We start from the raw sequence: 21856 nt of genomic DNA, 5'->3' as shown, positions 1-21856 counted from the left end.
ACGTGGTTCGTTTTTCCGTTACCCGTTGTCTGGACTTTTGGTAGTTCTAGAACTGCCATCCGACAATTTTGAGCGTGTTTACAGCGGCTCCGGGTTGCGTTATGACTTGTTGTGCGTGGGCGGGTGGGGCCCATGCTGGCATACCTCCTATTGCATGTATGAACGCAGGTGTCACATGTGCGATATTCCAAAAAGCCACATTCACTACGCCACCTCCGCCTTGTGGTACGCCCATACCAGCCCCAAATGGATTCCATGCTGGGGGTACTCCTACAGGGGTTTGATTCGAGATGGAGCTAACAGTGTGAGTTTGCCATGGTGTCCAGAGCGGTGCAGCACCAGGTGCTGGAGGCATCGCTTGAGGGAGTTGATTACGCCACGAGCATTGATAATTGACATCCGGTTGCCACGAGTTTAAAGCAGGGTTTAGAGGTTGAGCAACTATGTTGTACTCGACATATCCCGCATTTGCCAGTTGATAATTCCCTCCAGGTTGATTATAAAGCAAACGCTTTACAGGCTGTTCAACAACCCACAATTGGTGCATATTCGCGTCGTGTGTGATCGGAGCTAAGTTGCTTGCGATTCCTAAGCCGCCTAAGTTGGCGTTGAGCAAATGCCCTTGTACCCAGTTAATACCTGGGTAATTTGCACTCAGACTCGCCATTAAAGCTGCTGGAATTAACCCTCCTACCCCTGAACCCTGAACTGGATCGTTTAGATCCAATTCTGCGTGGACGCTTCGACCAACAGGAGTTTGAGCATTAATCGCGGGGAAATGCCCTACACCAGCTAAGCCAGCGGCTGGATCGTGATAGCTGAAATTTTGCGGGGGATCGTATTCGATACGTGTCCTTTTTTGAATCACGTCCTTACTTACTTCTTTTTGCACTGGTTGGTTCCACAACGGCATCGGGCTTTCTTCTCGTCGGTTAAACGCACCTAATCGACTCGTCTTTGCTGTGTGGTCTTGTTTCCTCTGGAAAGCTTTATCTCCCATCGCATCCGCTTCGCGTTCCAAGGCCATATCATCATTAATCGCCACACCCTTAGCCTGCAACGTGGGTTTCACTCTTCCCTGCTTCTGCTGCACCACATGCCATGCCTCATGGGGCAAGTGCTTTTCCTGCCCTGGTGCTACATGGATATCTGTCCCCTGCGTATACGCCAACGCTTGCACTTGGGCAGGTTTGGCTGAATTGTAGTAGACTTTCACATCATCCATCGAGATGCCGGAGAGGTTTTCAATCCCGCCTTTGAGGTTATCGGGCAGTCCGGTGTTGTTTGGCTGCTGCATCTGGGATGAGGTGACTTCGGCAGGCTGGTTACCATCCACTTTTGTTTGGATAGGCTTCTCTTCCTGCACCTGTCGTTGCACGGATTCTTTGTCTTGCAGTTCGCTTCCCATGTCAGTTTGGCGTTGCACAAGGGCTGCTCCGTTGGAATTGACTTCGCTCTCAAACGCTGGCATCCGCTGCACCGCTGGCGTTGCCTGTTGCTGGTTGAAGTTCTCTGCTGGGAAAAAGGGTGTAGACTGGGCCTTTTCTGTTGCAAAGAATACCCGATCCGCCGCTGCCCCGAAAAAAGGCTTTAGCGATCGCGTCGCTGGCTGATGATGTGTGCTTTTTTGGGTTTCGCGGCGTTTCATGGGGTTTTCCTTGGGCAGAAAAGTAGTCGTTTTTGGCTGTGTTGTCGGCTAATGCCATTCCACAATCAGAATATCTTCCATCCAGGGTAACTTCACCATGCTCATTCCCCAAGGGAGACGACTCAGCAAGATATCAATTGGCTGTTGCTCTACCTGAACTTTCCAGTTGCCATCATTGCTGCGGGTAAGTTTGCCTGCACGCTGTAAAAAGCCTTCACGCAGACCGTCGGGGCTGGCGCTTTTCAAGGCTTGCCAATAGTCAATTACTGTTTGCAGTAGGTATTCCCCTTCTATTAGGGCGGTTGCGGGTAAATCTAGCCCGCGGGACATTGGCTCGTTTAGCGACCAGCCACAGAGCAATTTGGGCAGCACCAATTCGTATTCTGGCACATCGGTTTGCTTGGTAGCTAAGTAATGCAACAGGTAAATCGCCGTTTGCTGTGCCGATTCATCACGAAAAGATTCGCCATTCAACAGCCCAACTTCGTCAAAATAGGTGCGTAAAAACGGATGCAACAGCACCAGTCCAGCTTGGTTGACAAACAATCCCGCGGTCTCCTCTTCTGGAGATATTTCGTTTATCGGCGAGGTTGCAGCTTCCCTCAGTTCTAGCGATCGCTTGGTCGTATCAGCCGATAGCACTTGGTTGAGTGCCGTCAACCATGGGGGGCTTTCAGCAATTGGTAATGCTTCGATGATAGTACGTAGGTGTTGGCGATCGGAGGTTTCCTGGGAATCAGAATGTCTGTTCTGTATCGGTTCTGCTTCTTCAACGGGGCGAGAAGTTTCAGTTAACAGATTAAACATATCCGGTGCTTGTAATTGCCAAATTTGCACTAGTTGGGTTAGCCAGTTGCGAGTCCAGCTAGCGACCGGGAAGGTTTGTCCTGACGCGTTATCTAAACCGATTTCAGCTAAAAGCAGTAACCAAGCCTGCTGCTGTAATTGCTCGCAGGTGTCATTATTCAGGCTCAGAGATTGCATTATTCTTCGGGCTTGGGTCATTAAGATGTGCCAAATCGTCCAGGCTGGCTGTAACTGCAATACTAGCTGATGCCGGAAAGCTTCCGGTAACTGAGCGATTAATCGCTGTCGCGCTGCTGGGTTGGTCGTGAGTAATTCTCGTAAAGGTTGCTGCCAGTGGGTTTCAGACTGCATAATAGCTTCCCAGCGGGGTAACCAGGTTAGCAAGTCCTCAGATGGCTGTCCTCCAGGCAGACGACCATAAGATAAAAAGTACAGCAATACTTCCCAATCCGTCCTAGGGCGATCGCGGCTCAGGTTTTCAGAGTCCTGAGTTGGTGTCAAATTTGGCACTTGGTCGAGCGCAGTCAGCCAAAGGGATCTTTGGGCAATTGGTAGTGCTTCGATACTGGTGCGTAGACGTTGCTCTTCAATCAGTGCTTCTTGTTGCCAAGTTTGCACTAGTTGGGCTAGCCAGTTACGGCTCCAGGTAGCGGCTGGGAAGGGTCTTTCTTGTGCGTTATCTGGGGCAATTTCACTCAAAAGTAACAGCCAAGCTTGCCTATCCAAATACCGGACGGCACTACTGCTCAGTTCTAGGGACTGTATCAGCTGCTGAGCTTGCGCCAGTAGGGTAGCCCAGAGCGTCCAAGCGGGCTGCACCTGCAATATTAATTGGTGTCGGAAAAATTCTGGCAACTGCTCCACTAGGCGTTGCCGCACTCCCTGGTTGGTCGCCAGCAATTCCTGCAAAGGTGTCCGCCAAGCAGTTTCAGTCTGCATCACGGCTTCCCAGCGGGGGAACCAAGCCTGCCAGTCCCCAGATGATACCCACCAGGGCAGGCGACCATACTGTAAAAAATACAGCAATACTTCCCAATCTGCGCCAGTGCGATCGCGAGTGATAGTTTCAGTATCTAGTAGCAGATTTGCGAGGCGATCGCTTAGATTTTGGTGCAGAGTCGCCAGCAGGTTTTGTACAAATTCATCTGCCAAAAAGCGGCGATCGACTGAGCCTACTTCCACAACTACCCGATCCAGCCGGACGACGCGATCGTCCCCCACCAGTTGGTCGAACAGGCGCTCCATTTCGGGCACGATTTGCTGCTGGAGCAAGCGGCTTACGTCTTGTTGTAAGCTCCAGACATCTGCCAAATTCCCAGTATCAAGCTCTAGTACAGTTCGGCCGATGATGTGTCGTTGTTTACTCATATATAAGTTTTAGTGTTTTGTTAGCAGCAGCAGGCAGAAGGCAGAGAAGAGTTAGAACTTGAAATATTGGCTAGGAGGTTCGTTCGCTAATCTCGGAGGTTCATTCGCTAATCTCAGAGGTTCAAACTCCCTAGTCTCCATTTCTTTCTACCTCCTCCTGCCTTATGCCCCTGCGCTTCTTCGGCCAAAGCCTAATTCATCAATTCACTTGAGGTTATGGGTTTCGACGGTGGCGCTGAGTTCATTTGGTTCCTAGGCTGTCTTGATGATGAGTAACCCCACCCCAGTAGAAAAAGGAGAGCGATCGCACTCATAGCCATTACCTGGGTCAGTTTAAGTTTGTACTCATTACTCGCACGGTGGTAGAAGTTAACCAAGGATTTATTAGCTTTGGCTATAGTAATCTCCTTGCCAGTCGGTAAAATCAAGCGCAGGCGGTTGAGCAGTGTAGGCGATTCTGGGTTGGTTGGGGTGTCTGTGTTAGGCTCACTGTCATTGATGCGAAAAATCACGGTGGCATCTGTGCCTTCCACACGAACACCGTTTACTTCCTTGAAAGCTTGAACCTTAATCTTGTGGATACCAACCAACGGTTGCCAGCGATCGGGCATTTGGTAGGGTGTAGTATTTACCGCTGGCAGTACGCGTTCATTATTAGCAGGGTCGGTATAAGTGAAAACTACACTACCTATCGTTTCTGGCACAGTCAGCGCTTCAAAGCTGTACTGATTGTTCGGGTTGAAATCTGAGAGTTTAAAGGTGCGTAGGCGTAGCCCGTCGAAGACATCGCGCTCTACCAGGGTGCGATTAATGACTACATTATTACTAATGGTTAGCAAATTAACTCCCAACACACCGCCAAAGGGGATGGCAATACGTTTAGTGATTGGCTCACTGCTACAGCTACCCAAGGAGGCTGGTGTGTCAATCCGTAAGGTGATGGGCACTTCGTCATCAGTCACCCATCTGTCAAAATCATAACTATAGTTAATGATGAACTCACTGCTGCCAGAAATACTTTCTTTGCTGCCACCAGGATGTTCCCAAACGAAGTTGAAAGACGTTTCCCCCGTTGGTTGAATGTCAAAGACGCGCACTGAGAATCCTTGGGTGTGGATATTGGCAATCTCTGCTTGAAAGTCACCTACAGGCACACGATGCACGGTGAGGATTTGAATGCTTTGGTTGATGTCGCCGTTGTCGTTGCTAATGGTGTACTCAATAGCGATCTGCAACTGCTCGGCATCGCCCAGTGGCACTGCATTTAAAATTAACTGTGGTGGTTCGGATTGGGTATTAAGTGCAGCGGCAGAAATATCCTGTTCTCCAACCAGTATTCGGAAGTTGCCACCCGCTTGCTTGGGTGTTAAAGATATCGGCGGCTCATTAGCACAGAAGATGGTTTTATTAGGCACACCGCTAACTTGGAAATCTGCATTTGGTAAAGCGAAAATAGTGATTTGCTGCTGCGATCGGTTGGTGCGGTTGTCGTCGGTAATGGTGTACTCAATGGTGACTTGCAACTGTTCGGCATTGCCCAAGTTCACGGCACTGGGAATCAACTGTGGCGGATGGGATTGAGTATTGAGTGCATGGGCAATGTCCTGTTCCCCAGCTAGCACTCGGAAATTGCCACCCGCTTGCTTGGGTGTTAAAGATATCGGCGCGGCGTTGGCAGCGAAGGTTGTTTGATTTGGCACACTGGCAAATTGAAAATCCGCATCTGGAAGAGCGAAAATGGTGATTTGCTGCTGTGCCCGATTAGTAAAGCCTTTGTCGTTGGTAATGGTGTACTCAATGGTGACTTGCAACTGTTTGGCATCGCCCAGATTCACCGCACTGGGAATCAACTGTGAATGGGATTGGGTATCGAGTGCATCAGCAGAAATATCCCGTTCACCAACCAGCGCTCGGAAATTGCCACCAGCTTGCTTGGGCGTTAAGGATATCGGTGGATCGTTGGCAGCGAAGGTGGTTTGATTTGACTCATCGCCAACTTGGAAGTCCGCATCTGGTAGGGCGAAAATAGTAACCTGCTGCTGGGACTGATTGGTGCAGCCTTTGTCACTGGTAATGGTGTACTGAATGGTGACTTGTAGCTGTTCGGCATCACCCAAATCCACGCCACTGGGAACGAACTGGGGTGGATGGGATTCGGTATCGAGTGCATCAGCAGAAATATCCCGTTCCCCAACCAACGCTCGGAAGTTGCCACCCGCCTGCTTGGGTATTAAGGATACAGGCGGATCGTTAGCAGCAAAGGTCGTTGGATTTGACTCATCGCCAATTTGGAAGTTTGCATCTGGGAGAGCGAAAATCATCACCTGCTGCTGCAATCGGTTGGTGCAGCCATTTTCGTTAGTAATGGTGTACTCAATAATGACTTGCAACTGTTCAGCATCGCCCAGTTGTATTGCACTTAAAATTAACTGTGGCACATTAGATTGGGTATCGAGTGCATCGGCAGAAATATCCTGTTCCCCAACCAGCACTCGGAAACTGCCACCTGCTTGCTTGGGCGTTAAGGATACGGGGGCATCGTCGGCACAGAGGGTGGTTTGGTTTGACTCGTCGCCAATTTGGAAACCCGCATCTGGTAGGGGATAGATGGTCACCGTTAAAGTATCGAAGGTGTCGTCTACCGCGTAGGTGAAAGTGATGGCAACTTCGGAATCTATTTCTTGAGTGATGTTACTGGGTTTGAAGTAATGTTTGCGTCCCTTAAAGAAAATTCCTTCTCCCTTGAGCGTGCCACCTTCCGGTTCTAGGATGAATTCGTATTCTTTAGTATCACCTTCACAGAAGTCTGTTTGTTCTAGTAAAACGATGGGGCGCGGTCGGGCTAATACGTAACTAACTGCGGCGGTGTCGCTGCTACAGCGGTAAGGTAGACAAAAATCTGCCACAACAATATCTTTGCGCTTCTGCAATTCCTTTAACAGCAATTCCCAACTGTTGATTGATTCTTCCGGCGCAGCTGGCGGTAAGGAAGCACCTTTTTGAATGGCCGCAGTCCGTAAAGTTTGCAATTGATAGATGGTAGAGTTTTTATCGGCAGCTAAAAGGTCTTCAACTTCTTGTCCATCTACATAAACTAAGATGAAAGTGCCGCCTTTGGGAACTCCGCCCAAGTGTTCCATACCAGGATGCTGTTGGGCAAATTTGTGGAACAAATGCAACTCCATTAGTCGCTTGAGTCGTTGCCGGTAGGTTTCTATCAAATCCTTCAGTTCAAAATAGCCTAAACTATCAGCGGCAAGGCGATCGCCCATCTTAAAATTGAGATTGTTCTCACTGGCGTAGTTTTCAGGTACATCCCGCAGTAAGCTATAGAGGGTTTCAAAGTCCTGAAACTCCGACTGATTAATAATTGGCAGATTGTTCTCCAAAGTAACGCTAAAGTAATTTAGCGAAATTAACTCAATTGCAGCTTTGCCTCGTGGTTCGTTTGTGGCTGCATTGATGGGCAAATCGAGTTCGTCTGTTACAGATAGCCGCACCTGGTAACTCATCGGGTTACTCGGTGATTGGCGCTCAACACCATAAGTAACTGTCCCTAGTGTCAGGTAGGCAGACAGGTCTTGAATAATCCGCTGTTGCTCTTGGGTGATTTGCTCGGCTGTCAACCCTGAAAAGTCGAGGAATTCGATGGGATTACCAGCTTCGTTTTGGAAAACATAACGGGCAATACGGATACCTGCATTATTCTTTAAGAAGAGGTGATATCTGCTAGGCGGATTGCTCCCGTCCGTTTGCGCCTCGAATTCATAGGCTGGCATTGACTGAGTCAATTCTAAAATGGGATTGACTAACTGAGTGTCAGCGATCGCAGCCAGATGCGGTTGGTCAAAGAATACTCGCTTGAGTGTGTTCAGAAAGACATTTTGCGACCATTCCTGATTTCTGTTCCAAAGCTTTTGGAATTTATCTTTGAGCCGCCCGAATTCAGTTTCTAGGTCATCAATTTGACCAGAAACATTCAGATCCTGAAAACTCGACAGACTGCCGCATTTAAGAGTGATGACATCAAAGGGCAAATTATATTGCTGTTGATATTCCTGAATTCGTTTGAGGGCATTGCTGGTAGCTTTGCCGATATGCCCCTCAATTCTGTAAAAATTATAGCCATCTAAGCGGTAAACCAGCTTGTTACGCGGCAGAACATTGTTGGGTAAAAAATAAGCAGGATGCTGGTCACTGCGTCCTTTACGATAGGCATCGTAGCTCCAGTAACGATAGACTTTCGGGTAGTTCAGGTAATAAGGGATAGCCTGCTGGCTGAGTGTTGCCGAGCGGTCTTTACTAGGCGTGATTTTCAGCGGTGTGTTGTAAAACGGCAGCAAGTAGAAACTGTCTGGTTGACACAAATTGAGCAGGCGTTCATAAAGGTGACGCACCTGCTTGAGGCGCAGCTGATTAGCGTTGTAAATTGGGGGTTGGGTGAACTGGCTGCGATAGGCGGAAGTTGCCGCATATCCTTGAATTCCTTGGTTGGGGTTGGGAATTGTCCCCAACAGCAAAAATTTGGGAAACCGCCTGGTGTCAGGCGTACAGTCATCCATCAAGTCAAAGGCTGCCTCAGCTAATTCATAATAAGCAGCCACTAATTGACTGAGGTAATCGTAAAAATATTGCAGCGTATATGGAGCCTCTGGAACCTCGACCTTTTCCAGCGACACCGTTGTTTCCTGATTCTGAAAGCTTGCTAGCAGCTTTTCGAGATGTTGCTTGAGTTGAGCAAAGTCGTTATTGGAAGCGGGGTGAAAGGAAGAGAAAAAAGGCGAGAACAATTGAAAAAGTTTTGGGAAAGCATTGTCGATCGCCGCGATCGCATTGGTACAAACTAAATAGTAGTTCTCCCGAAAAGTCGTGTAGTCACTAATTTTCGTCAGGTCTACCTTCTGTTCGGCTGCGACATAACCAAATCGCTGAACCTTGGGAGCAAAATCTTTAAAGTTCTTAATCTCTAAGTCAAACTCTTGGAGAAAGTGGCTACTTGTTTCAAAAACTGCCGGAGTTCCATATTGATTGACAAACTGCTTCCAGGGTTCCGGAAATTGCTCTATCTGATACCCTCTGGCAAGTAGAGTATTAGCACTAATAAAGTCTTTCTCAGTATCCGGCCCAGAGCGGGGTAGCAGAAAAAAGCGGAGATTGAAGCTACGCTCTTTGCTTAGTTTATCGAAGTCAAGCAGGCAAGAGTCGTACTGCACATCCTGAATCTCAGATACCACAACCAATACCTGGTTACTCAGAAAATTCTGGAACGCCGTTGCATCTCGCGTAGTACCGTCCGGTGCTTGATGCAGACCTACTCGATAATTGCCACTTTGCTCAAATAGTTCTATGACTTTGTAATTTTGAGGTGGTGTAGCGCTGACTTCATCTGACTTGGGAGTCGCTGCAAACAAAGCATCCGAGACAAGCTGGTCAATTTGATAATGAGTGAGTGTTGTCGCTGAAACAGAGATAATATATCCTTCCGAGGTGATGCCACATCCTGCCGAAATCTGGATTTGAGCCTGCGCTGTTTGATAGGTGCTGCTCAACTCCATGCCACAAACAATTCCTGTACCAATCAGGTAGGCACGGGTGAATCGGTTCTGCTCATCGAGATAATTGACGAGCTGATTCAAGTCATCCTTTGTCAACACCTGGTTAGGCGTGAAGATGGGGTAGCTGATATTGTTGGTGATGGTGTTCATAGCCTTAATCATTGGCAGTTCCTAGCGCAGTCTGGTTGAGGATAATCGGATTCTCTTTCGAGCCGCTTTCCTGGGAGTCAAGCAGAATCCCCTTGGGATAAACACTCCGAAGTTTGGGTAAAATGGCCAGCAGACGGTTGAGCGCCCCAGTCAAATCGCAAGCTGCATCCTCGCAGATCTCTAAGGAAAGTTGCTCTAGCCATTGACGATAAGCTGCTTCAAACTCCCGCATTTGGCGCACATCCAACCAGGCAATCTTCAGGGCGACATGAGCCGGTGCTTCCAGTCGCAGGGTTTGTTCGACAAATCGGCGGAAGTTGATATCACGAAACCGTTCTGGCCAGTAAGGTAAAATCACAGTCACCCAGAACGAGTAAGGGTCTTGCCAGGTTAAACAAGATTGTCCCGCTTGGGTTTTGGCATCGTCCGCAGTAACGATGATGGGCAAAAAGTCGTCTGAAATCGCAGCAGGCTGTTTTGTTTTGGGACGTAGGAGAATATGCTCCAACACATGAAATCCTTCATCATTGTTGCGTGCCTGTAACGCTGCGATCGCTTGGTTTCGCTCATCTAAACTACTGTAATAGTGGCTGGCCAGGATTTGGTCTTTGCTTTCGTTGGTCAGTTCCCATCCATAAACACCATTGTCACTATCAACCAAGCGAAAATTATCCTGCTCTTGAGCAAGTTCTACCAAGAAGTTGCTTTCTTTCCAGGCAGCGTCCTCCGTGTCATGGCGCTGCGTACCCTCTAGGATAATATGCTTTTCTTGGTCGCAAACCTGACCGATAAAGGCAGGCGATTGTTGTTCTATGCTGATACTCAGGCGAGCAGTGCGTACTAGCAAAAATAGACCATTGACCGCAGCATCCCGCTCTTGTTCTGAAGTATAGGTGTGTGGGTGAATAGCAACTTCACTTTTGCGATCGCCTGGTTTACTCAACACCCGAAATCCAAAACCGTCGTTGGTAGCTGTGGGATAAATTGCGCCTGGCTCAAATAGGATGCCTAACACATCACAGTAAAAGCGATCGCGGGCAGTGTTTTCATTCTCGAATACTTGTATGCTTTGCAGTACGATATCGCCATTGCGGTTTAGTAATCGGTAGGAATAGCTAGTTGCTATCGGCTGATTCTCATTCTCAATTCGCAAAAACTGCTCTACTGAGTTCAATTGTTGAAAAATTTCTCTAGGATTGCGATCTGTTTCCGCCACAGCTAGCAGGTTGCCATCTTTATCTTTGATTCCTAATCCATGGCTTTGACCTGCTGGATCTCTGGCTGGACTAACGTAGCGGTTTAAGTAACGCAGGTTTTCCGCAAAATCTCCGGCGGCTTGCCAAGCTGCATCTACTGTAGAATAGGAGTTCAGGCTCCGCAGCAGGGTTTGATTGTCAGTATTATTTTTAATTACAAAACAATAGTTCTTACCCGTGGTTTCTACATCCAATTTAAATTGATTTTGGTTCGCTTGGATGCTGCTGAACCAACGTTTCAGCGCTATCTCGCGTTCTTCGGTTTTCAACCAACGCCCAGCGTCAGACAAAACTTGCCCTTCGTTATCTATCAAGGCATACCCGTAGTAGGTGAATCGTTTGGCTATATCGTCATCACCCAGTCGGCTTTGACGATAATTTTGTTGTTGCCTAATCTGCTGCAAGCTAGCGATCGCAGCTTCCTGGGTTGCAATGCGAGAAAAGTAGCGTTGCACTCCAGTAAAGGTAATCATTTCACCTGTCGCGGGCGAGATTGGCGGAATTTCTAAGCGAAAATAATACAGATCTTCTCCATCCAACTCTATGCTGATGAAATTTTCAAAAGAGACGGCACTTGGTGCGATCGCAGTAGTTTGAGCCAGGCGAACGGATAACTCTTGTAGCAACACAGGTAAAGCGGCTAGGCGTTCTGCTTGGGAGGGAAAGTAGCGATTGTAGTTGACTAAAACGCTTTTACTTGCATCTACCACTTTCCAGCCGTAGTGGTAAAAATAACGATAAGAAAGGCGCTTGTAAAAATCAGCATGTAGGGCAAATAATAAAAACTTCTCTAATGCAGCCTCAGCCTCTTTCTGGGTGGAGTAATGCTGACTTTTTAACCGATCCTCCAAGCCACAGTTCACAGCAAAGGTAAAACTACCAGCATCATGCTTAACTCTATAATGGCAGAGATCCCGTCGCCGCACATCGTCGATGCCCAGCAGGCGAGAAACCCGCTTTTTGAAGCCCGATACATTGTCGGTGTCCCAGACTTCTTCGCAGTTGCAATAATTGAAAGCACGGAAGCGATCGCGGCTCAACGCTGGATAATCTTGTAAAAAGCGCGCTTTGTCCTGTAAAGTCTCGGTTTCATGCTTTACCTTATCCTGGTGAGTCTCAAATATGCGGTAATTAAGCAGCACATAGTCAGTAAAGGACTCGGCAAAACGGGCCAGTAAATGGTCGAGAAAACGATTGCGCCGTTCGCGGTAAGTTTCTCTAGTGGGATTGTCCACATCCTCGCCGATGGAAGTGAGATACTCTTTATTGCCGAGGATCTCCTCCCATCCTGGAAAATTCAAACCTTCCGTGAAGTAAGTATACTGTCGCTCTGGCGATCGCATAGCATAGCCTTGCTCTCCCTCGACTGCATCAATTTCCCAGGAAAAGAGGTCGCGCACATGGGCAAGTCGGGCTAAGTAGTTCGCCAATAATTGATCGAAAAAGACTAGATAACCTTTTAATTGACGGGCTTGGGCTTTACGCAACGCCGAAGCAGTTTCGGGTAGCCCTTCTTCACTGATGCCGTAGGTTAACGGAAAATCGTGCTGGATCGAATAGTGATCGGCCAAGTTGTAATAACTGCCCTGCGGTACAGGCAAATCCAGTTCATGCTTGTCGCGCGGTGTTTTGATGCGTGCAGCTTGTTGCTCATTGTAGCGACGCTGAACCTCTTCGCCATTAACTCCAATGGGCAGGTTGCCCTTAAACAAGTTGACCTTCGAGTATTTAACCCCCAGCACCGGACGGTGTTTCTCGGTCAGTTGAAGATACCAAGGGTGCTGCGACTGAGGTAGACCATTGATATAGTTGATGATGCTCAGTTTTCTGATTGCCGCGACACCTGGCACTTTGAGAATTTCTTGGTATAAATCTGAGGTATGGAGGATTGGCGGCGGAGTCAACGCTGCTAGTTCGTCGGTGTCAATGAAACCATGACTGGCATAAGGTTCATCATGGAGAGTCGAAGGTCTACCAGCAAAGATTTCGGCGGGACTTTTGCCTTTATCTAGCAACTCTTGCAGGGTGTAGAACCGCAAGTGGGGCGACAGAAATGCCTGTACCTGTACATATATGTTTACCAGCACATCCTCGGCATCAGCATCAGCCGCCAATTCGATATCAGTACACAGCGCAATTTCTTCCTCACCGAAAATGACGACATCGCGAACGTCTTCGCAGAGGTTGCGGTATCTGCACAACACGCTTTTGACATCATCGAGGACATCAGACCAGGAACGGTAAATTTGCCCACAGGCGTTCTTACTGTATTCAGGGTCGAGGTCAATACAAACAGTGTAAAGTCCACGGGGATGCAGACACAAAGCTTTGTCTTCTGGCTGAACATCTGGAGGGGTGTATTGCAGACTGCTAGTAGCAAAGTTTACATAAATGTCTGGCTTATAGGTTGTCACCTTTTCCAGTTTGGCATTACGCACGCCTGGAATGTCGATCAGACGCTTGCACAGATCCAGTTCTGTTACCGGATTGCAAGTTAGTACTTCATCGAGGGTGAAAAAGTTGTTCTCTTGACTGTTAGAATCGCTTGGATTCAGTGCCAACAGATCCTTGATATCTAGATTGTTGCGGTAGCCCAGATCCGTGACGGCGTAACTTAGTACCTCCAGGATAGTCACACCAGGATCGTGCAGGTTGTAGTCTGTCCACAGTTTACCGGACAAGTCCTGCAAGTGTTTGATCCCGATATCCCTTAAGGTTTGAAAATTCAAATATTCGGGAAATTGGGGCTTGCGCTTCGATATGCTTGGGTATTCCAGCATGGAATTCAGGTGCGTTCGGGTGGTGGGCAGAGGAGCGGAGGGGCAGGGGGGCAGAGGAGCTGAGGGGCTGAGGGGAGAGAAGAAAAACTTGCATTAAATTCTTGCACCTTATCTCCTTTGCTCCCCATCTCCGTTGCCTCTTCTCAATTCGTCCCGGTGAAAATGTGATGGGTAGACCCAACCAGCAGCCAGACAAAAGCGATCGCTAATCCCAAGGTCAGTAATGTAATATACCTGACTAATTGGCGCAGATGTAATTTCATTTGCTCTTGATACTCAGTAAATGCCTTGGTCAAAGCTGCTAAATCGTGCTGAAGTTGGTTTACTTTCTGTTCTAGTTCTTTGAGCAGCGATTTCCATTGGGAACCTGTGCCTGGTGCTTCATCTTCATTAGCGCAGATTTCTGTTTCTGCTTGCATTTCCCAGAGTGCCCCCTGGTAATAGACGACATCGCCTTTGCGGTAGGTTCGTCCTTCCTGCCACAGCCCATGAAATCGATCGTCTTGTTTGTTCAGCATTGAGTTGATTAACTCAGCAAAATGGGTTTCGGATAGGCGACTTTTATTTTTGAATAAACTCTTCAGTTCGTTGCGATTTCGCAGAACATTTGCATCATTAGATATTGTAAACATAACTAAAAATCCTGTTGATGAGTTTTGATTTTTAAGAGTTCGGTTGAGAACATAAGACTCATATTTGATTTTTGAAAAAACTCAGTACACCTCTAACTCTGTTCTCTCCTGTTCCTGTTCCCTCTCTACGCAAATAATTTCAGAAATAAAAGTAGATTCCTATATTTGCTACTTAAGGATTGTATTTTTAAGTTTAAGCAGAGGATTAGGATAGACTTGTCTGTTTAGCAATTCATATTGACTGCTATGCAATACTCATCTCTTCCTTTGTGTCCTCTGTGTCTCTGTGGTTCGTTTCATAAAGATTAAGTTGACATCTGTAAATGTATGAATATAGTTTTTTACTCATTAATTTCAAACAATTCCAAATTATCTAGAGATTCATAACCCAGGACACCAGACTCAAGTTTGGGATTGGGAACAGCTGTTGTTTCCTGAAATTCCTGAATAATGTGGTTTTGACCTGTGGTTTTTAACGAGACTGAAGTTAGCACCGATCGCGCAGTTGAGGCGATCGCTTCTTGAATATCCCGCTGATTGTTTTGGTGCATCTTAAAATCAACAACATAATCAATGTAGTCCTGCTTTTCGATAAAGTTGACAATGGCAGAGCGGTAGAGTTTACCGCCAAACTGAATTTCAGCTCGCGTATCAGTTGTCCAAGGCGCAAGAAAATAGGTAATTGCTTGCTCTAGTTGTCGGCGATAATAGCCAAAGTTGGCATTATAGGGAGACTTAAACTTCACCTGAAACTCCACCTGGATATGTTCGTATGCAGGATTAACCACCTGTATCGCCACCCAAGGAGAACTGATTCCAGCTAAATATTTCTCGATTTGTTGTAAAAGGTTAATGTTAACCTTGGGTTCTAAATCCTTGGCGATCTGCCGTGACAAATCGGGGATCGCGGCCAAAGTAATCGCCCCAGGTGTCAATTCTTCCAATTTGCCGCTTTGTTCGTTAACCTGTCCGTGATTGATGCAGCGGACTTTGTAAATTTCGGGAAACTTTTCCAGCACCAGCCGTTCGTAGTCAAAGATGGTAACTGCCCGTCCTTTGTGGCGCAAATGTTCGCTGATACGGGTATAAAAATGAGCAGGCTGTTCTTTAATTTGTCCGCCAAAGGAGTCATAGGGTTGCTCCACTATTTTGACTTCAGGGTCTGGGTTGACTTGTTTAGCGATGCTGCCAGCTGGCAAGGGAGTAGCTAGATAATTGGGATCGTTGCCTTCGTCGGTAAAAGTCACCCGTGCAGCTTGGGTATGAACGCCGAGGATTTGGCAAATGGCCCCACTCCGCGCTGGCACACTGGCCTTAATCCAGTACAAGCTGGGATCGAGAATCGTGGTTTTTGCCTGACTAATGTCTTCGGGAATAGCAAGATTGATGATACCAGAAGCAATCAGACCGTTAGTATTGTCGCTGACAATGCGATCGCTAAGGGATTGCCAGGTGTTGTCTTTCAGGTAGTACCACTGGACATCGGCTTTTTTCAAAGCTGTGTCGGCGCTGTCTTCTGCCACCTGGAAAAGTAAAGGTAATCCTGTAGGAGGATCGATGTTCTGCAATCCGATGAGCAATTCGCCTTCATGAGTAAACTGGGGCAAAAAGTCGGGGTTTTCTCCTTCCAACTCAGCAAAACCTCCAAACGGGTAAAGATGGAAAAGTGTGCAATCCTGTTTAGGGGCGACGGCGGTGTAGTCCAGAGAAAGCGACTGGATGACCGGCGTGTAAGGTGTGTTAATGGTAATTGGCGCTACCTTTCCTTTAGTTAAGGAAACCCCTGGTCGCCATCGCTTCAGGCTTTTATCTTCTTGTTCGTAGACAGCTTCGTTGACATATTTCTCATCGGCAAAATCTTTAGCTGAAGCCAATGTTTGCACAGCATATTTTTTCAAGAACTCTTCGTGTAAGAAATCTTGATTGAGGACGAAGCGTAAGAAACCACTACTAGTTTGATTGTTAAAGGTTGTTAAGTTATCAATCTCTTCCCCATGTAGTGGCGTTTGCGGAGGTGGTCTATCTACAAGGGTGCGATCGCCTAGGGGATTAAAAAGATTGTAAGTATTGCTCACCAAGCCTGTTGACGACCAAGTACGTTTGGTCAGCCGCTCTACTTTTGCAGAAAAATTGTTAAAGTCCGGCGGTGGGGGATTGGTATCGTCGCTCAAATAGTAACCGCGATAATAGTCTGCTAGTGAACTGGGTAATCCTTTCCATTCAATCTTGATTTTGAGAGCCGAGAGGTTTTTCTGAAAAATTTCTTTACTGCCCACATAAAATGTTGACCCCACTACTGGTCTGGGGCCAAAGGGCTGGAAAGGTTTGCTGGTATCCAAGACCCCCAAGTCGTTTTGAATCGCCAAATTGCGGACTTCTTTTACCCGCGTACTGAGTGCAAGTTTCTCCAGTTTGGCATCACGGAAATAGTGGTAAGCCGGGAGATTATCGACGAGAACCTGAGTTTTTAATTCTAAGCGAACCACTGGCATTAGTCGCTGAAGTTTGAGAGGGAAGTTAGGGATGTCAGGGTCATAGGGAATTGGAGAATCCGGGCGATAAGGAAAGACGGGGGGAATATCGGCAGCTAGTACGATCGCCAAAGACAGGTCAGAACCATTCCACCCTGTTTTTTCTGTACCACCTTCAGGTACGCGATCGCCAGATTTCAAAATGCTGGCTTCGATCCATCCTTTTTCACCACTGAAATAAACTTCAAAAACTTCATGAAGCTTATCTTCAGCCAGCTTTGTCACCGAACCGCTTAGGGAGAACGTGAATTGAATCACGCGCTGACCTTCCTGCAACAACAAGACATCTGAAGCGATCGCTAGACCTAACTTTGTCGGTTCGCGTTGGTCATTACCAAACGGCAGCCAAGTTTTGACGGTTTGTTCTTTGGGAAAAGCTGCTCCTTTGCCATCAAAAGAGTTCGCCACCGACGAGGCATACAAACCGGGATATCGCTGCGGTTTTTCCTCAATGACTGCTTGTAAGTCTAAAAACAAACCTTTGAGACTGGTAATTTGGGCTTTGTGAATGACGATTTCTGCATCAAGGCTGTAAAATAGCTCCTTGCCACTGGCATCTTTACCAGCCTTGAAGCGAGTCCCAGCAGCTAGCTTGTATTCGATTTGAGACTTGACTAGTTCAAAGATTAGGTGAGCGCGATCCGCCTGGGCTAGGCGATCGGGCAAACGCAGCACCTCACGGTAAAAAAAGTCGAGATGCCGCTGTGTCATCAGGTTGAGGTCATCTCTGGCCGGCTTCATCACCTCCAGAAAAGCGAAATAAAGGGCTAGGTAGGGTTGATAATCCTGTCTGGCTTGCAGGCTGCTATTCAAGTATTGCGGTGCTTGTTGAATAATTTGAGAGTAGTTTTGAAATAAAACTTGAAATACAGCGTCCAGTTCGGTTCGCGCTTTCGAGGACGTAGCGTTGAAAGGTGTGCGATCGCCTACTGGGGCACTGAGCTTTAGATCGAAGTCATCATTGAACTTTGCATAAAATTTTGCTAAATTTACCTCCTTTCCGGTAGCTGCCACATAGGCTTGTTCAAAAGCCCAGATCCGTAATAGAGGTTCACGCAGATTGGTTTTGACCAATCCTTTAATGACGGACTTCAGTGGAGTGTAGGATTCTAAACTTTTATACCACTCGAGGATTTGGTTCAACACCTTAACCCAAGTAGCAAGCAAAGGCGCAAACTTCTCAAATTTCTTGTCTGACTGCGGGGTTTCGCTTGATAATTCGTCTAGAAAATCCTGTAACTGCTGGCTATACTGGTCTTTGACTGTTTGAGGGCGGGTTTTGCCGATCAGCGCGATTTGTATGGGTGTACTGCCAGTAAAAAAGGCTTGCCAGTCACCATCAGCCTGATTGTCAGCTTTGTAATAGATAACCTGCTTGCTCAACCGATACGCAAAGACCAGAAAATCTGCCAAGTCGTTTTCATCGACATTTACATAGTCGGGTGACAAGGCCGGAACCTGACGCTGGCGCTGGCTCACCCCATCGCGAATTAATGGATTTTTAAGTTTTTCGGGGCGGATGTTCATGACTTTGAAAGCTACCAACGTAAAGCAAGACAACGCAAATAGAGTCGAGTTTAAGAGTTATACCAATTCTTTAAAATCAGGCTACAGATTGAAACCAGGAAACCCAGATGAAATCTGACTTTGTTTAATTTTTGGGAGAAGACAGCAAGTGCTTCACCGGACTGCCTCACGAATTACGAATTAGCCAATTGTGCTGTTCCAACTGCAACCGAAAATAAGTTGGTAATGCCTTCTTGTAGATAGAAAGGATAAACAAAGTTGAAGCGAGAATTGGTGCTGATAATGGTGTAGTCCACCGTAATGTTGACGACACCTTTCAACTGCTCATCGAGATTGAGACCCAAGCGATCGAGACGGATGCGAGGCTCGTGATAAAGGATGGCAATGCGTACTAGTTCTTTAATACTGCTGGCAACAGTCGGACTAAGGGGTTCAAACAGTAAATCGTCCAGGTTACAGCCATAGGTCGGCTGCATCACCCGTTCACCCAGGCTAGTGGTCAAGAGAATTTGTAGGCTTTCGTTAATATCCTCCTCAGCACTCACAAGTCGCACACTATGAGACGCTTTATCAAAGGTGGGGGGAAATCCCCAGCCAGTGCCTAGAAAGGCTTTGTCGTCATCCATGTCAGTCTCCAATTAATACAGTGAAGTCTCCTAAAACAATCGAGCCTCCGTGAGCCGTGGAATCGCCCAAGCGAGCAGCAGGTTTCCCTCCAATCATCACGGTTGCCGATCCCAAGACAATAGTGTCGGGCGGGCCGGTGCAAACACAGGTATCGCCGATAACTGCGGCTGGCAGTCCGCCGATTAAGACATTTACGCTTCCGGGGCCGATGATGGGGCCTCCAACATGGGGAATCGGGGGTAAGCCTGGGGTTTGCATCGGGCAAACGTGCATATCGTTAAAGCGGGCAGCGGGTTTTCCCATAAAGTAAATTGAGTGAGCTTTGAAATTGAAACGCAAAGGTACACTGAGGTAAGCGCAAAGGGTCGCAGAGGTGTTTATACATGTCTTTTTTTGGCTAAGAATTTGTAAAATTATGTAGTTATTAGACCTATGCAAAAACTCTGTCGAACTCTTATTCCTTTGCGCCTTTGCGGTTCGTTTTTCCTAACATTAGTTAATTTGCACTAACGAGCCTTTCAGGATGGCGATCGCACTTGTGGAAACCTCGGCCCCAGTACTGCCTTGGGCTTTGAACTGGGCACTGGCTTTGGCATTCACGTTCAAACCCTCGATGTTGGTATCCTGGGAGGCTTTGAGTGTGAGTTTGCCAGTGGCTTCTAAGGTGATGTCTTTAGGACTCTTGATGTTGATGCCACTATCGTTCATGGTGAGAATATTGCCATTTTGGTCTGCTAAAGTTATTCCTTTGTCGGCATCAGAGATGATAATTTTGTTACCGCCTGGCGTTTCGAGGGCGATCGCTTTGTTTTCGTCGTCGAAGGTAACTTTGATTTGCGAACGAGTGAAAAAGCCTTTGTGATGATTGGTGTCAGCGGTTGGCAGCGGTGCTGGTTTGGCGCTGCTGTTGAGCATTCCCAGCACAATCGGGTCGCGCGGATCGTCGTTGAGAAAGCCCAGTACCACTTCGTCGCCGATTTCGGGGCGAAAGTAGGAACCACGATTGTTGCCAGCATCAAGGGTGGCGATTCGCGTCCAAATTCCCTCAGCTTTAGGGTTGAGGGTAGGGACTTTGACAAGGATGCGGTCTTCGCTGTTGGGGTCGCCTTGCAACTGCACTACCACCCCAATCTGCAAGCCGTTGACCCCAGGAAGCATTCCTGATGCTGGTCTATCTACGATTTCTGCTTCTTGGTAAAACCATTGAGATCCCAAACCCAGCTGCATATGGGTAAACCAGGCTCCATCAATAAGTTCGTGACGAATGCCAGAAACATAGGCTAAACCGTTAAAACGCTTACCCACGCCTTCAAGCTTAATTAAGGCATCAGGTCGAGCATCGGGGTAGCCTCTGGTTTTCACTCGCCCTTGAATCTTGGACAATCGGCTTTTGAGCAGTTGGGCATCAGCCCAGGCTTGGAGTTCCTGGTCTTGTAGCCAACCGCTGTGGCGTAGTTCCCATGCCTGTAGGGCGATTACCCCAGCTAACTGCTGTCCTGAGAGATTGCCCTGCTCGTTGAGCGTTGGTTCCTTGCCCTCAACCTCAAGCAATGCCTGATCGGCATAGCTCCAAGCCTGTGCCTTGACTGCTTTGTACTGCGATCGCGCGTCCATTTCGGCTTCAAACTCTAGCAGGTTGGTGCCATAGGTAAGGGCGATGAGTGGGTTACCCTTGGTCGTGGGAGGTTTGACCTTGAACTTGCCGTTTTCCACCAAGATTATCTGTCCGTTCATTTCCGCCCGCGACAAGATAAAGTCCCAGTCTGTAGCGTAGTATTGTACGATTTCCGGATACTTAATTTTGGTGTCGGCAATTTCTACTCCCGATAAGCCGCTGTAGCTGCCGATAATTTCTGCGATCGCATCACTATCTTTGATATCGCTGAAATAGCGGCTGTGGCGACCAACGGTCAACTTCGTGGCGGCATCCTTACAGTCGAGGATCAGCATTGAACTGCCATTAGCACCAGCCTTCAGGGCATGTTTGACAATCAACCCTTTGAAGACGAGGCGATCTATGCCATCGTAGCCTATGCTAATTTCCAGTTCTTTGCCTGGAATTAGGTCAGGCCCCTCGCTGCTGGCAAAAGTTTCTTGGGCAGCGTCACCATCACGCAACACGATGCGAGCTGTCGGCACCCGATTGACTACCCGATTTACCGTCAGGGATAACACCGCATAATTGTTTGTGATGTCCTGGCCATCGGAAAGCAACTTGTAAGTCACGACATCAGAGGTCGAATTTGTGGGAATAATGCGATCGCTCATGATTCCGTTTTCTCAAGCGGTGGAAATCTTAAATCAGTGTTGCTAGCCAGACGGCGAAAATTAACTAGACCGTTGACTTTGGCGATTTGTAGGTAATAAGATGGGTCGCCGTAAATGCGGTAAGTCATTAAGGGTAGCGTATCACTGGCTGTCACCTTGCGTTGATGGGTGACATCGGGCGATTTTTTCCCTTCTTCGCGTACCCGGCGTTCCTGCTCGATGTAGTTGACAAAGCTAGCACCTATCCTGGCCCGCAGGGGCTGACCATCCGGGGAAAAAAGAGTGTAGTTGATCTGTAAGTCTTTGAGGATGCAGTCGAAGCCGTTTTTGCTGCCAAAAGAAAAGTTTCCCCACAGCAAGCGTAGAAAATTGGGCTTGTGGGTTCTGCCGTCCATGGTATAAACCACGTTGAGAAACTCCTGTACTTGCCCAGCTACGTTCTGATGAAATTTGTTAGGTTTGCCTTTGATTGGCACTACATTCGTCCCATCGAAGGTAAAGTCGAGCTTCAATTCTTCGGGGCGAGTGAATTTAAATTGCGGATCGTTGCCTTGGGAGCCTTGGGCCTGGGCAAAATCGTATTCCACCTTAAAGGCTTGGGAAAACTGCTCTGGATTTATGGGCAGATCGAATTCTCCCAACTTATTCTCAAACCGCTTGTCCTTGTAGGCCAGGATTTTAATTTTGGTGAGTTCGCCTGTCATGGT

10 protein-coding genes are annotated in these 21856 nt (G+C 47.6%); all 10 read right to left on the bottom strand.

Annotated features, from left to right (window positions below; all coding sequences use genetic code 11):
- Nucleotides 1–46: 46 nt before the first annotated feature.
- Complete coding sequence (locus RMY31_RS27880) at nucleotides 47–1648, bottom strand: DUF4157 domain-containing protein (protein ID WP_322657484.1); 1602 nt, start codon at nucleotides 1646–1648, stop codon at nucleotides 47–49.
- 48 nt (nucleotides 1649–1696) lie between these two features.
- A complete protein-coding gene (locus tag RMY31_RS27875; protein WP_322657483.1) occupies nucleotides 1697–3823 on the bottom strand; it encodes a contractile injection system tape measure protein in 2127 nt (708 codons plus the stop codon).
- A 191-nt stretch (nucleotides 3824–4014) separates the two neighbouring features.
- The gene (locus tag RMY31_RS27870; protein WP_322657481.1) at nucleotides 4015–9540 is read right to left on the bottom strand and encodes a hypothetical protein; all 5526 of its coding nucleotides are present in this window, start codon (nucleotides 9538–9540) and stop codon (nucleotides 4015–4017) included.
- A complete protein-coding gene (locus RMY31_RS27865) occupies nucleotides 9533–13564 on the bottom strand; it encodes a hypothetical protein (protein ID WP_322657480.1) in 4032 nt (1343 codons plus the stop codon). The genes RMY31_RS27870 and RMY31_RS27865 overlap by 8 nt, the downstream gene beginning before the upstream one ends.
- 143 nt (nucleotides 13565–13707) lie before the next feature.
- Complete coding sequence (locus RMY31_RS27860; protein WP_322657479.1) at nucleotides 13708–14196, bottom strand: carbohydrate-binding protein; 489 nt, start codon at nucleotides 14194–14196, stop codon at nucleotides 13708–13710.
- Between the two features lie 341 nt (nucleotides 14197–14537).
- Nucleotides 14538–18254, bottom strand: a complete 3717-nt coding sequence (locus RMY31_RS27855; RefSeq protein WP_322657478.1) for a hypothetical protein — start codon at nucleotides 18252–18254, stop codon at nucleotides 14538–14540.
- A 173-nt stretch (nucleotides 18255–18427) separates the two neighbouring features.
- Nucleotides 18428–18880, bottom strand: coding sequence for a GPW/gp25 family protein (locus tag RMY31_RS27850; RefSeq protein ID WP_322657477.1), 453 nt, complete (start codon nucleotides 18878–18880; stop codon nucleotides 18428–18430).
- A 1-nt stretch (nucleotide 18881) separates the two neighbouring features.
- The gene (locus RMY31_RS27845) at nucleotides 18882–19184 is read right to left on the bottom strand and encodes a PAAR domain-containing protein (protein WP_322657476.1); all 303 of its coding nucleotides are present in this window, start codon (nucleotides 19182–19184) and stop codon (nucleotides 18882–18884) included.
- A 189-nt stretch (nucleotides 19185–19373) separates the two neighbouring features.
- The gene (gene vgrG, locus RMY31_RS27840) at nucleotides 19374–21149 is read right to left on the bottom strand and encodes a type VI secretion system tip protein VgrG (protein ID WP_322657475.1); all 1776 of its coding nucleotides are present in this window, start codon (nucleotides 21147–21149) and stop codon (nucleotides 19374–19376) included.
- Nucleotides 21146–21853 (bottom strand): LysM peptidoglycan-binding domain-containing protein, encoded by a 708-nt coding sequence (locus RMY31_RS27835; RefSeq protein WP_322657474.1) that lies wholly within the window; start codon nucleotides 21851–21853, stop codon nucleotides 21146–21148. Before RMY31_RS27835 ends, vgrG begins: the two co-directional genes overlap by 4 nt.
- Nucleotides 21854–21856 lie beyond the last annotated feature (3 nt).

It is taken from the genome of Dendronalium sp. ChiSLP03b (assembly GCF_034531165.2).
Lineage (GTDB): Bacteria > Cyanobacteriota > Cyanobacteriia > Cyanobacteriales > Nostocaceae > Dendronalium > Dendronalium minutum.
The sequence above is the reverse complement of the archived record's forward strand: the minus strand, read 5'-3'. Positions and strand labels throughout refer to the sequence as shown.